The organism is Bacillus sp. FCW2, from assembly GCF_021228595.1.
Taxonomy (GTDB): domain Bacteria; phylum Bacillota; class Bacilli; order Bacillales; family Bacillaceae; genus Bacillus; species Bacillus velezensis.
In genome coordinates, this window is record NZ_CP089436.1 from 67995 (window position 1) to 81326 (window position 13332).

Consider the following 13332-nt stretch of genomic DNA (forward strand, 5'->3'; position numbering starts at 1 on the left):
GTAGAATCGCTCCTTTTCTTTTTGGGGTATGGTGTGTGTTTTACCCACTTACATATAAAGCAAACGGGGCGGATGTGCCGAAAGTTTTCAGCCGGAAACCGGTCTGTTATTTCATCTTTTGAGAGGAGGGGTCATACATTATAAATAAGTCCAAGTAGGGGGGATTCGGTTGAACGCGGAGGAGACAAAAGGTTTACAGCGGGCAATTGAGGAAATAACCGACATTGCGAAGGGTTTCGGCCTTGATTTCTACCCGATGAGATATGAAATTTGCCCGGCTGAAATTATTTATACATTCGGCGCGTACGGCATGCCGACGAGATTCAGCCACTGGAGTTTCGGCAAACAATTTCACAAGATGAAACTCCATTATGATCTCGGTTTGAGCAAAATTTATGAACTTGTCATTAATTCCAACCCTTGCTACGCTTTTTTGCTGGACAGCAATTCGCTGATCCAAAATAAATTAATTGTAGCCCATGTTCTTGCCCATTGTGATTTTTTCAAACATAACTGCCGCTTTCAAAATACGAACCGGGACATGGTTGAGAGTATGGCGGCTGCGGCGGAGCGGATTAAGCATTATGAAAGAATGCACGGGATAAAAGAGGTGGAGTCCTTTTTAGATGCCATTCTGGCGATTCAGGAGCATATCGATCCGTCGCTCGTCAGGCCGAAGCTGCTGTGGAGCGTCGATGACGAAGAGGAGGACGAAGAAGAAACCGCGCCATCGCCTTACGATGATTTATGGGGAATGGATAAGCCGAAGCAGGTGAAAAAGAAAAAAGGGAAAAAACCGTTTCCGCCCCGGCCGGAAAAAGATATTCTGCTGTTTATCGAAGAACATTCGCGGGAGCTTGAACCGTGGCAGCGTGACATTTTAACCATGATGAGAGAAGAAATGCTGTATTTCTGGCCGCAGCTGGAAACGAAAATCATGAACGAAGGCTGGGCATCTTATTGGCATCAGCGGATTATCCGCGAGCTTGACCTGACTTCAGATGAAGCCATCGAATTTGCGAAGCTGAACGCAGGCGTCGTTCAGCCGTCAAAAACGGGAATCAACCCGTATTATTTAGGGCTGAAAATTTTTGAAGACATCGAAGAGCGTTATGACAACCCGACAGATGAAATGAAAAAAACAGGAGTAAAGCCCGGTTCCGGCCGCGAGAAAATGTTTGAGGTCAGGGAAATTGAATCGGATATATCATTTATCCGCAATTATTTGACGAAAGATCTCGTGATGCGTGAGGATTTGTATTTATTCCAAAAGCAGGGCAGGGACTATAAAGTGATCGACAAAGAATGGAAGGCCGTGCGCGACCAGCTCGTGAACATGCGGGTCAACGGGGGATTTCCTTATCTGACCGTCAATGACGGGGATTACCTGAAGAATAATGAGCTTTATATTAAACATTGGTATGAGGGAATTGAGCTTGATCTGAAATATTTGGAGAAAGTGCTGCCGTATCTGTACCAGCTGTGGGGCAGGAGCGTGCACATCGAATCTGTTCTTGAAGACAGAGAAGTGATGTTTTCGTATGACGGCAAAGGAGTGCACCGGAGATATCTGTAAAAAAAGAAAGGATGCGGGGAAACCCCCGCATCCTTTTTTTATTTTCCGTGTTTCAGGATGTGAAAGATCTTTTTGGCCTGGTCCGTGTTGTTTAAAAGCCCCGTAAATGACTCTCTTCCCGGACCGTATGCGTAAACGGGAACTTCTTCGCCCGTATGATCGCCGGTTGTCCAGCCGCTGTTGGTTTTCGCATTAAAGAGCTTAATGATCGCTTTGTAGACGCTCTTGTCAGCATCTTGTTTTGCGGCCGTTTCGATCTGTTTGATTTCAGCTTTTGACCATTTCAGGTCTGTATAACGCGCAAGCACGGAAGATACGGATTTGCCCGCTTTGATTTGGTCAGCCATAAATGCCGGGGTTTTTTTGGCGGCAAGAACCGGTTCAACATGCCAGTTTTTATCGTCATTCGCGCCGATCGTCAATCCGCCGGTGGTATGATCGGCCGTGGCAACGACAAGCGTATGTTTGTCCTTTTTGGCAAATGCGATCGCTACTTTATACGCTTTTTCAAAATCCTTCATTTCGCTCATTGCGCCGACTATATCATTGTCATGTCCCGCCCAGTCAATTTGGCTGCCTTCGACCATTAAGAAAAACCCTTTTTTATTCTTGTTCAGCCTGTCGATCGCTGCCGTTGTCATGTCTTCTAATGAAGGGACGGCGTTTGAGCGGTCGATTGCTTTGTCGAGTCCGCCATCGGCAAACAGGCCGAGAATCTTCTTGTTACGATCCTTTTTGAGCTCCTGTTTTGATGTAACGTAGCTGTATCCCGCTTTTTTGAAATCCTTTGTTACATTGCGGTCTTTACGGATAAAGTTTGATTTGCCGCCTCCGAGGAGCACATCGACTTTCTGTTTTCCGTTGATGCGGTCATCAAAGTAGCTGCTTGCGATGTCATCCATATTTTTTCTGGATTTGTTATGGGCTCCGAATGCCGCAGGAGTGGCGTGGGCAATCTCCGAAGTTGCGACAAGTCCGGTGGATTTGCCTCTTTGTTTCGCTTCTTCGAGGACGGATTTTACCCGCTTTCCTTTTTTATCGACTCCGATCGCCGCGTTATACGTTTTCACGCCTGTGGCCATTGCCGTGCCTGCCGCCGCGGAATCGGTAATATTGGAATCAGGATCGTCAGGGTAAGTCATCATCATACCGGTGAGATTGGGGTCGAATGCCGTCAGTTTCATGCCATCCGAAGGCTTTCCTTTGTTAATGACCGAACGGTAGGCGTTCATATAGGGAGCGCCCATTCCGTCGCCGACCATGAAGATGACGTTTCTGATCTCGTTTTTGTCAGGCTGTTTTTTTGCCGCAGCCTGTTCGGAGTGCTGAAGCCCCGCGCCCGCAATCAGACCGGCTGTCAGCACGGATACGGCTGCCGCCGGCAGAAGTTTTGATCGAACCTGTTTAAATAGACTCATTCTCACTCGTCCTCCTTTAATCTTGTCTGCATGTCTAATGGTAGGGGATGTTTGTAAAGAGCGCCTGTTCCTCCTGTAAATTTCAGGTGAAACATTGTTAGAAATGTAAATTCCGGTGTAACTTATGTTTTCAAGAAAGAGTGAAAACAATTCACTTTTTTGAAAAAGACGAGGATTTTTTTAACAAGGGGTTATTTGGAAAATAAACTGCTTTGTTTTTCCAAAATACGAGGATCACAGGAAAAAAACATGACAAATTGACTCATTTTTCGTCACGTTTGAAATCAAATTGAAATATTTAATACCCTTAAAAACTTTTTTTAAAAACGAATTAGTAAGAAATTTGTCACGGGAAGTCAAGTCTATTTCTAGTGGAAATTGAACCTTATAATAGGAAACAGATAAAAACTTTAAAAAAGAGACACATAAAATAGATAGAATCATTCGGGGAGGAAAACATGAAAAAGCAACTTGTTACAGCAACAACGGCAGTGGTTTTGGGGACGACTTTGTTTGCGGGCGCGGCATCTGCGCAAACGATTAAGGTAAAAAAAGGCGATACATTATGGGGACTTTCAAATCGGTACGGAACGTCAATTAATTCCATTAAATCTGAGAACAAATTAAAATCGGATATCATTTACATCGGCCAGACGCTTTCGATCAACGGTAAATCATCTTCAGGTTCAAATTCGGGCAGCAAGTCATCATCGTCTACATATAAAGTCGTAAAAGGCGACAGCCTTTGGAAAATTGCGAATAAATATAAAATGACGGTAAACCAATTAAAAAGTTTAAACGGTTTAAAAACGGACCTGATCCGCATCGGACAAGTTCTTAAAGTAAAGGGATCAACTTCCGGTTCAACGTCTTCAGGATCTTCGTCATCAAAGCAGCCTTCATCCAGCCATAATGCTGCACAGACGAGCCTGAATGTAAACAAGCTGATTTCTGATGCGCAATCTTTAATCGGCACGCCGTATGTATGGGGCGGAACAACGACTTCCGGCTTTGACTGCAGCGGATTTATTTGGTACCTGTTAAACAAACAGACGAGTGTCGGCAGAACAAGCACTGCGGGATACTGGAGCTCAATGAAGAGCGTGTCCAGCCCGTCAAGAGGAGACTTCGTCTTCTTTACAACATATCAGGCCGGCCCTTCACACATGGGTGTGTACATCGGAAACAACAAGTTCATCCATGCCGGTTCTGACGGCGTCACAACAAGTGATCTGAATAACAGCTACTGGAAACCTCGCTACCTTGGCGCGAAAAGATTCTAGCAGCGATAGAAACCCGTTCATCAGAACGGGTTTTTTATTTAGACGGGACAGAGCTCCATTTGTTTCACCTAAAAATGAAAATGTGATAAAAAATCTAAAAAGGTTTTCTTTTTCTCATTTTCATAGAGGGCAATGGCGTACGCGCCCGCGCTCGGCATCTGGGCGAATTCGCACGGAATTTCAATCATGCTGCCTGCGGCGAGTTCGGCCCGTACCGCTGACAGCGGCAGAAATGAGACACCCAGCCCCTCTTTAATAAATCGTTTCGTAATATGCGTCTGTGTCACCTTCATTGTCCTGACGAAAGGGAACTGTATTCTGACCTGGCGGAGCAAATCATCCCAATAGTCAGGGTGGTTATGGGTCAAAAGCAGATATTGTCCGAACAGGTCTTTCACTTCATCCGCCTTCCCTGTCCCGGGTTTTCGGCCGGGCGGCGCGACGAGGACAACGGGGTCATTGTACAGGGGGCGGCAAGTGAGGGAAGATGATTGCACCTTTAAGCAGCTCAGTCCGATATCGGCTGAGCCGTTTCTGATTTGAGAGGCGATTTCTTCCGATTCGAAAATGGTGACCGTCATTTCGGTTTCTTTATTGTCCTCTGTATAACGCTTCATGACAGACGGGAGAACGGTGTCGGCGATAAGCGGCGAAACAGCGAGTGTCAGTGTGTGCGAGTAGCCCTGGCGCACCCTGTGCAGCTCCGCCATGCTGTTTTCATAGTCTTCCAAAAGCCTCATGGCAAACGGCACGTATGCTTTTCCTTCTTCCGTTAATTGTATTTTCCGGCCGCTTCGCTGAAACAGCTTGCAGCTGATTTCTTTCTCTAATAATTTTATATGAACGGTGACGGTCGGCTGAGATAAAAAAAGCGTTTCCGCCGTTTTTCTGAAATTCTCATATTTTGCCGCAGTGACGAAGGTGTGAAGCCATTTAAAATCCATAGATGCACTCCTCTGATTAAAAGTTTTAATTAATTCCCTTAAAAATATTCATTATTTTTTAAATATTATATTTACTATAATAACAGAAAGAGGATAAGGGGGAATGAAATTGATTTATCGTGGATTGAAAGGGATTACTTGTGCAGAAACGGCTATCAGCCACATTGACGGAGAAAAGGGGCATTTAATATATCGCGGCTATGATGCGAAGGATATCGCGCTGCAATCCAGTTTTGAAGAAGCGGCGTATCTCATTTTGAACGGGGCGCTTCCTGATGAGCGGCAATTGCTTGCGTTTCAGGAAGAACTTGCAGCCGAGCGCGGGCTTCCGAAACATTTGATCGGCTTACTGGAAACGCTTCCGGATGAAATGGACGACATGGCGGTGCTGAGAACGGCTGTTTCAGGTTTGGGCACAGATTCATTTACATATCCGCCCAAGCCGGAAGAAGCGATTAAACTGATTGCCGTCACACCGACGATTATTGCGTACAGATACCGCCGTAAACAAGGGAAGGAAGCGTTGTCACCTGAGGCGCGATACGGACACGTTGAAAACTACTTGTATATGCTGACAGGCAGGCAGCCGTCCGCAGCCCAAAAGAAAGCGCTTGAGACGTATATGATTCTGGCGATGGAGCACGGCATGAATGCATCGACTTTTTCAGCGAGAGTCACCGTTTCGACTGAATCGGACTTAGTGTCTGCCGTCACTGCCGCACTGGGTACGATGAAAGGGCCGCTGCACGGAGGCGCGCCTTCAGGCGTCACGAAAATGCTTAAAGACATCGGAGAAAAAGAAAATGCAGAAGCGTATTTGGCAGCGAAGCTTATGAGGGGAGAACGCCTGATGGGCTTCGGGCACAGGGTGTACAAAACAAAAGACCCGCGGGCGGAAGCGCTGCGCATAAAGGCTGAAGAAGTGGCGGGAAATGATCCGTCGCTTGACTTGGCGCTTTATGTGGAGAAGGAAGCCATCCGCTTGTTAGAGCAATATAAGCCCGGACGGAAGCTGTATACGAATGTGGAGTTTTACGCAGCGGCTGTGATGCAGGCCATTGATGTCGACAATGATTTATTTACGCCGACCTTTTCAGCAAGCAGAATGGCAGGCTGGTGCGCACACGTGCTTGAACAGTCCGCTGACAACATGATTTACAGGCCGTCTGCGAAATACACCGGCGCTTTTCCCGAAACGGCTCAGCAGCTTTAATACCGGCATATTTGTCCGTTTAACTCTCAGCACTGCGTGGTATCGTCTCAGTAATACCAATTGCAGGAGTGTGAGAATATGAATCCGATGGACAGACAGACGGAAGGACAAAAGCCGCAGGTGCAAAACCGCCAGCCCGGCATTGAGTCAGACATGGAGCCGAAGCCGCTCTTGGAGGACCCGGATGTAAAAGGGTCGGGCAGATTAAAAGGAAAAGTCGCCGTCATCACGGGCGGAGACAGCGGCATCGGCGCAGCGGCTGCGATCGCTTACGCGAAGGAAGGGGCGGATCTTGCCATCCTGTACCTAGACGAACATGCCGATGCCGAGAGAACGAAAAAGCGTGCGGAAGAATACCAGGCCGAATGCCTGTTAATTCCGGGGGACGTCGGTGATGAGGCGCATTGTCAGAAGGCGGTCCGGCAAGTCTTAGATCACTACGGAAAAATAGATATTCTCGTTAATAATGCGGCTGAGCAGCATCCGCAAAACGGGATTCTTGATATTACGGCTGAACAGCTGGAGAAGACATTCCGTACAAACATGTTTTCCATGTTTCATATGACAAAAGCCGTGCTGCCTCATCTCAAAAGAGGGAGCGCCATCATTAATACAACGTCGATTACCGCTTATCAGGGAGACACATCATTGATCGACTATTCGTGCACGAAAGGCGGTATCGTTTCCTTTACTCGTTCAATGGCGATGTCATTGGCCGATCAGGGGATCAGAGTAAATGCGGTGGCCCCTGGCCCGATCTGGACCGCCCTGATTCCGGCAACGTTTACTGAAGAAAAGGTGGAAAAGCACGGTTTGGACACTCCGATGGGAAGACCGGGACAGCCTGCGGAACACGCCGGAGCTTACTTGCTTCTGGCTTCAGACGAATCTTCCTATATGACGGGGCAGACCATTCACGTAAATGGCGGCAGATTTATTTCAACATAATACGCAAGTCTTATCCCGCGCTTTTAAAAAGGGCGGGATTTTTATTTGAACGTACATATGAATACGATTTTAAAAAAAATAAAAGTCGCAAGCTGAATCACTAATGTTAATATTTCACAGTGGAAAATCCGCTGAGTTCTGTTTCATGAAAACTAAAAATAATATATAGAATTTTCAAAAAAGTTATTTTCATTTTTATATTTTTCGCTATAATATGATGTAGGAGAAAGGAATGATGTGCTGAAACATTTCATGCGAAAAATAAGAATTTAGTCATTATCGCTATTGTTATCTGAATATTCTAACATATATTGGTTTACAAGGAGTGAAGCAGATGAAGGGGAGCGTATTCAGAAAGAAAAGCATTCAGGACCTGCTTGCCGCAACGGGCGGGAAAAAGTCGCTGAAAAGAGAGTTAGGGGCCTTTGATTTGACCCTTCTGGGGATAGGGGCCATCATCGGAACGGGGATTTTTGTATTAACCGGAACAGGCGCTGTCACGGCGGGGCCGGGGCTGACCGTTTCATTTGTCATCGCCGCTCTTGCGTGTTTATTTGCGGCTCTGTCATATGCCGAATTTGCTTCAAGCGTCCCGGTTTCCGGTTCCGTCTACACGTTTACTTATGCGACACTGGGTGAACTTCTCGCGTTTATTATCGGATGGGATTTAATCTTGGAATATATGCTCGCCGTCAGCGCGGTTTCGGTCGGATGGTCCGGCTATTTTCAATCATTCTTGGCGGGCTTCGGCATTCATCTTCCGACCGCATTAACGGCCGCGCCGGGGTCAATAAAAGGCACGGTCACATTCTTTAATCTCCCCGCATTTGTTATCGTGCTTGCGATTACATTCCTCCTCTACTTAGGCATTAGGGAATCGAAGCGGGTCAATAATATTATGGTCATTTTGAAGGTTCTGGTTGTTCTATTGTTTATCGCCGTTGCGGCCGTATATGTCAAACCTCACAACTGGCAGCCGTTTATACCGATGGGGTTCGGCGGTGTTTTCAGTGCCGCGGCGCTCGTTTTCTTCTCTTTTATCGGTTTTGACGCCGTCTCTTCCGCCGCTGAAGAAACGAAAAATCCGGCGAAGGATCTGCCGAAAGGAATTATCTTTTCATTAATCGTCTGCACCGTGCTGTATGTGACCGTATCGGCGATTATGACGGGCGTCGTTCCGTTTGCCCGCTTTGAAGGCGTTGACCATCCCGTGTCTCTCGTCCTGCAGATGGCCGGTCAGAATTGGGTGGCCGGGATTATTGATATCGGCGCAGTGTTGGGAATGACAACGGTGATGCTCGTCATGCTGTACGGCCAGACGAGGGTGATGTTTGCCATGTCCCGTGACGGTTTGGTGCCGGGGGCGCTTTCAAAAGTCCATCCGAAACATAAAACGCCGCACGTGGTGACATGGGTGTTCGGCATCCTGTCAGCATTACTCGGTTCGCTCGTCCCGCTTGATGAACTGGCGAAGCTGGTGAACATCGGCACGCTTGCCGCGTTTGTCCTGATTTCAGTGGCGGTTATCGTATTGAGAAAGAAACAGCCTGATCTGCCGAGGGCTTTTAAATGTCCGGGGGTTCCCTTTATTCCGATATTGTCCATTCTGTTCTGCGTGTTTTTGATTATTAACCTCGGCGCCACCACCATATTCCGTTTCTTTATCTGGCTGATCATCGGTCTGGTGATTTATTTCTTATATTCGAGAAAGCATTCGAAATTAAACGGGGATTTGTAAGGAGCGGCACCCGCCGCTCCTTTTTATTTTTCGGAATAATGAAACATATTGAAATGGGCTTAAGTTATCGCAGTGAATAAGGGATAATATAGGGCGGAAGGGAAGTGGAAAGTCGTGTCTGACCAAAAAAGGGTTCAATGGGCCTCAAAAATAGGATTTATTATGGCCGCTGCCGGTTCGGCGATCGGCCTGGGAGCCATTTGGAAGTTCCCTTACGTAGCGGGTACGAACGGAGGAGGCGCTTTTTTTCTTGTATTCGTCCTCTTTACCGTGCTTTTAGGCTATCCGCTTTTGCTCGGTGAATTTATTTTCGGAAGACGGAGCCAGACAAATGCGATTGATGCCTACAAACAAGCCGCGCCGAAGTCGGTATGGCACCTTACGGGTTATGTGGGTGTGGCGGCCTGTTTTTTAGTTTTGTCTTTTTACAGTGTTGTCGGCGGATGGATTTTGCTTTATGTGTTAAAAGCCGTTACGGGTTCTTTATCCGGGCTCACTCAGGAGCAGTACGGCACGGTGTTCGGAACGGTCATTGAAAATCCGATCCAGACTCTCGTTGCGCAGCTTGTATTTATGATCATGACGGTAGCGGTCGTGGCAAAAGGCGTGCAGAAAGGGATTGAACGTGTCAGTGCGGTGCTGATGCCGATTTTATTTGTACTGTTTCTATTGCTAGTGCTGCGATCAGTCACGCTCGATCATGCCGTTGAGGGGATTAAATTTTTATTGGTTCCGCACTTTGAAGATTTGACGCCGGAATCCATCCTATATGCTTTAGGACAGGCGTTTTTTACATTAACGCTCGGTGTTTCGGTCATGGTGACATACAGTTCGTATCTGCCGAAAACCCAAAATCTTCCGGGTTCGGCGGGTTCCATTGTTATGATGAATGTGCTCGTTACGCTGTTTGCGGGACTGGCCATTTTCCCGGCGGTTTTTTCATTCGGCTTTAAACCGGATGAAGGGCCTACACTGCTGTTTACCGTGCTGCCGGCTGTGTTTGACCGGCTGCCGTTCGGCTCGCTGTTTTTTATCAGCTTTCTGGCGGTCTTTTTCTTCGCCGCACTGACTTCGGCCTTTTCAATGGTGGAAATTATCGTGGCGACTGTGGGGAAAGGTGATGAAACGAAAAGAAAGAAGCTGTCGTGGACAAGCGGTCTGCTCATTTTCTTAGTCGGAATTCCGTCCTGTTTATCATACGGTGTTCTCGGTGATGTTCATTTGTTCGGAAAAACGTTTTTTGATCTTGCGGATTTCACCGTCAGCAATGTGCTGATTCCGCTCGGCGCTTTATTAATATCAATCTTCGTCCCGCTGAAAATACCGAAGCAGGAGCTGTTTGCCGAGATGAAAAGCGGTTCAGCCATCGGCTATCGTTTCTTTCAGGTGTGGTATTTCCTTTTGAAATATCTCGTGCCGCTGGCTATCATCGTCGTATTGCTGCATTTAATCGGCGTTCTTTCATTTTAAAAAAACAGGCCCCGTAAAAGGGCCTGTTTTTATGTTTAAAAACCGAATTGCAGATTCGTATCAACCGCAACGATCGTATATACACAGACAATGACGAACAGATTGAGAATGACACCGAGCAGTCCCGGGCCCGTCCGTCCTTTTTTAATAAACAGCTCAATGATGCCGAACGGCACGGCGGCCATCGCAAACGGCAGCATCTGATAAGAATAGAAAGTCACATTGCTGATGATTGCCACGTTCAAAAGCAGCAGCGACAAAATCGCGGTACCGACTGATATCCAGCCGAAAACATTATGCTCTTTAAAAATTCTTACCAATTCCATAATTCCACCTCACCGATGTTTGCTGCTTTTACTGTTTTGTTTTTCAGCAGACGTTCGATTTCTTTTGTCGGCCCCGTCACGACAGAGCCGTATACGTTCATTCCGTGATGTTCAACATAGTCGATTCGGCTGCCAAGATTCATGTCTTTTCGTTTCGATATTGCATGCGCCCATTTTTTATGGCGGGACATAAATTCAAGGGCATTGATAAATTGTTCACGGTCTGTCTGTCCTTGCGTTTCGAAAGAGGACACCATCTTAGAATCTTTCCCGGGAAATCCTAACGGCTCGGCATAAGGACTGTCTTTCAGATTTTTCTCCGTTTCGACCGCGTTCCATAGAAACTTCACATCGTATTTTTTAAAAGTCGAATATACTTGAGAAGAAGGGTAGGCCCTGTCATAAGAAAGATAGACCTCCGCCACGCTTCCTTCAGGCAATTTTTTTAATGTCTGACCGGCTTTTTCAATCGTGCGTTCCTTTAAGCCGGAAGGATGGGCGAAATAATGCTTTGCCTGTGCCGCGTCTAGATCATAGTAGTTAACGGCAGGTGATTTGACCGTATCTAAAAACATTTCAATCCGTTCTCCGCCGACGGATTTCGTTTTTGTGCCGATCTGCTTTTGCAGCGGAAATTCCGTATTCATTCCAAACAGCTTCACCTGGCTTTTCAGTCCGGAGGTATCGACGAGGACGTTCGGCATTGTGGTCGCCACCGTCACTGCCGCGGTCTCCATTAATTGATTGCCGGTGCTTTCCTTTCCTCCCAGACCGTAATAGAGGTAGCTTCCCAAAGTGCAAAGCGGCAAAATCATCAAAGTGGAGATGACGGCGAGAACTGAAATCCGCAAATACGATTTGCGTTTTCCGTATGATAAAATGGCCTTCTGTTTTTCCGGGCTGATGCCGACGTCCCATTCCCGGTCGTCCTGCATTTCGCTTTCAATCAACTCCTGATAGACTTCCAGCTTTTCCAGCTCTTCTTCAAAGGCGGCCATTTCCCGGTCGCTCATTTCTCCATTTTTGTATTGGTAAAAACGCTTTTTAAATTCTTCATTCATCATTAACACCTCTATTATAAAGTGCTTTCAGCCGCTGTCTGGCACGAAATAAAACACTTTTAAAATTAGCCTCTGAAATATTCATAATATGGGATGCTTCTTTGTAATTCAGTTCTTTTAAATAATACAGTGTTAAGGCCTCCCGATAATTGTCGGGAAGTTCGGACATATACCCTGTCAGCACTTCCTTGATTTCAATCTGATGAGCCGGGCTTTGAACAGCCGTCTGAAAAAGGCTCCCAATTAAGTCATCGGAAATGGTCACTTCCTTTTTATGTTTTCTGACATAATCTATAAACGCATTTCTCGCCACTTGAAAAAGCCATGGCTTTACTTTGCTGTGGTCGTAGGAGTGAATGTGTATGTATGCCCTCATAAAGGTTTCCTGCAGCAAATCTTCAGCGAGATGCTTGTCTTTTGTCATGGAGAGCAGGAACCGGTAAACATCATTCATATACATTTGGTAAATTTCATCGATCGTCACTGCCTTTTCTCCCCTCTATGTTATACACGCATAAGAAAGGTTTAAAGTTGCACGTTCCATGCAAACGGCTTAAATTCATTTTCACCTCATCAAACACCATTTCTCTATAGTACCCAAAAACCGTCATAAAAGATAGAGATCGGCAGAGGAAAAATATAATTATTAGTACCAGGTAATAAAAAATATTGTTATAATAGAGAGAGAGAACACTTTTGATCATTACAACAAAGGAAGTGCGTTATGTATAAGTTTTGTGCAAATGCCATCAAATGCATTCTATCCCTGCGCGGAGGAGTGAAAGTGTACAATAAAGAGAATCTTCCGTCTGATAAAGGATTTGTTATCGCGTGCACGCATGCGGGCTGGGTGGACGTCCTCACGCTCGGTGTCGGGATATTGCCCCATCAGATTCATTATATGGCGAAAAAAGAGCTGTTTCAGAAAAAGTGGATCGGAAGTTTTTTGAAGAAGATTCACGCGTTCCCGGTTGACCGTGAAAATCCGGGTCCGAGCAGCATTAAAACGCCGATTAAGCTTCTGAAGGAAGGAAAGATTGTCGGGATTTTTCCGAGCGGTACGAGAACTTCTGAAGACGTCCCGCTGAAAAGAGGGGCCGTGACCATCGCCCAAATGGGGAAAGCGCCGCTCGTTCCGGCCGCATATAAAGGGCCGTCTACGGGAAAAGCGCTGTTTAAAAAGGGAAAAATGCGGCTTATCATAGGCGAGCCGATTTTTTTGGAGGACTTTTCCGATCTTGCGCCGAAGGAGAGGCTGGCGGCCATGACAGAAGAGCTGAATGCCAGAATTAAAGAGCTTGAGAAAAAACTTGAACAATTGTAAATGAAAAAAAGCTTGCCGTCTGTATCAGACG

12 protein-coding genes are annotated in these 13332 nt (G+C 46.4%); 7 read left to right on the top strand and 5 right to left on the bottom strand.

Features of this window, described 5'->3' with window-relative positions; all coding sequences use genetic code 11:
- Positions 1–169 precede the first annotated feature (169 nt).
- The gene (locus tag K3G25_RS00390; RefSeq protein ID WP_014417292.1) at positions 170–1576 is read left to right on the top strand and encodes a SpoVR family protein; all 1407 of its coding nucleotides are present in this window, start codon (positions 170–172) and stop codon (positions 1574–1576) included.
- Between the two features lie 38 nt (positions 1577–1614).
- Here the strand turns inward: K3G25_RS00390 and K3G25_RS00395 are convergent, their stop codons facing one another.
- Complete coding sequence (locus K3G25_RS00395) at positions 1615–2994, bottom strand: alkaline phosphatase PhoA (protein WP_232489513.1); 1380 nt, start codon at positions 2992–2994, stop codon at positions 1615–1617.
- 458 nt (positions 2995–3452) lie between these two features.
- Here K3G25_RS00395 and K3G25_RS00400 point away from each other — a divergent pair, with 458 nt between their 5' ends.
- Positions 3453–4277, top strand: coding sequence for a C40 family peptidase (locus K3G25_RS00400; RefSeq protein ID WP_014417294.1), 825 nt, complete (start codon positions 3453–3455; stop codon positions 4275–4277).
- 68 nt (positions 4278–4345) lie between these two features.
- On the opposite strand, the gene K3G25_RS00405 is transcribed toward K3G25_RS00400, so the two are convergent.
- Entirely contained in the window at positions 4346–5221 is an 876-nt protein-coding gene (locus K3G25_RS00405; RefSeq protein ID WP_007409271.1) for a transcriptional regulator CitR, read from the bottom strand.
- A gap of 109 nt (positions 5222–5330) precedes the next feature.
- Here K3G25_RS00405 and K3G25_RS00410 point away from each other — a divergent pair, with 109 nt between their 5' ends.
- The 4 genes from K3G25_RS00410 to K3G25_RS00425 all read left to right on the top strand — a co-directional run bounded on the left by K3G25_RS00410 (position 5331) and on the right by K3G25_RS00425 (position 10590).
- Positions 5331–6434, top strand: coding sequence for a citrate synthase/methylcitrate synthase (locus tag K3G25_RS00410; protein WP_232489514.1), 1104 nt, complete (start codon positions 5331–5333; stop codon positions 6432–6434).
- Between the two features lie 78 nt (positions 6435–6512).
- Entirely contained in the window at positions 6513–7382 is an 870-nt protein-coding gene (locus tag K3G25_RS00415; RefSeq protein WP_232489515.1) for an SDR family oxidoreductase, read from the top strand.
- Between the two features lie 334 nt (positions 7383–7716).
- Positions 7717–9120, top strand: a complete 1404-nt coding sequence (locus K3G25_RS00420) for a branched-chain amino acid transporter BcaP (protein ID WP_232489516.1) — start codon at positions 7717–7719, stop codon at positions 9118–9120.
- A gap of 114 nt (positions 9121–9234) precedes the next feature.
- The gene (locus K3G25_RS00425; protein ID WP_014417298.1) at positions 9235–10590 is read left to right on the top strand and encodes a sodium-dependent transporter; all 1356 of its coding nucleotides are present in this window, start codon (positions 9235–9237) and stop codon (positions 10588–10590) included.
- Between the two features lie 35 nt (positions 10591–10625).
- Here K3G25_RS00425 and K3G25_RS00430 read toward each other — a convergent pair whose 3' ends face one another.
- The 3 genes from K3G25_RS00430 to sigM are packed head-to-tail and all read right to left on the bottom strand — an operon-like array spanning position 10626 to position 12461.
- Entirely contained in the window at positions 10626–10916 is a 291-nt protein-coding gene (locus K3G25_RS00430; RefSeq protein ID WP_003155315.1) for an anti-sigma-M factor, read from the bottom strand.
- On the bottom strand, positions 10904–11980 hold the full coding sequence (locus K3G25_RS00435) for an anti-sigma factor (protein ID WP_087920756.1): 1077 nt from the start codon (positions 11978–11980) through the stop codon (positions 10904–10906). The genes K3G25_RS00430 and K3G25_RS00435 overlap by 13 nt, the downstream gene beginning before the upstream one ends.
- Positions 11970–12461 (bottom strand): RNA polymerase sigma factor SigM, encoded by a 492-nt coding sequence (gene sigM / locus K3G25_RS00440; RefSeq protein ID WP_003155312.1) that lies wholly within the window; start codon positions 12459–12461, stop codon positions 11970–11972. Before sigM ends, K3G25_RS00435 begins: the two co-directional genes overlap by 11 nt.
- 240 nt (positions 12462–12701) lie before the next feature.
- Here sigM and K3G25_RS00445 point away from each other — a divergent pair, with 240 nt between their 5' ends.
- Positions 12702–13301, top strand: a complete 600-nt coding sequence (locus K3G25_RS00445) for a lysophospholipid acyltransferase family protein (RefSeq protein WP_007610331.1) — start codon at positions 12702–12704, stop codon at positions 13299–13301.
- The last annotated feature ends 31 nt before the right edge of the window (positions 13302–13332 follow it).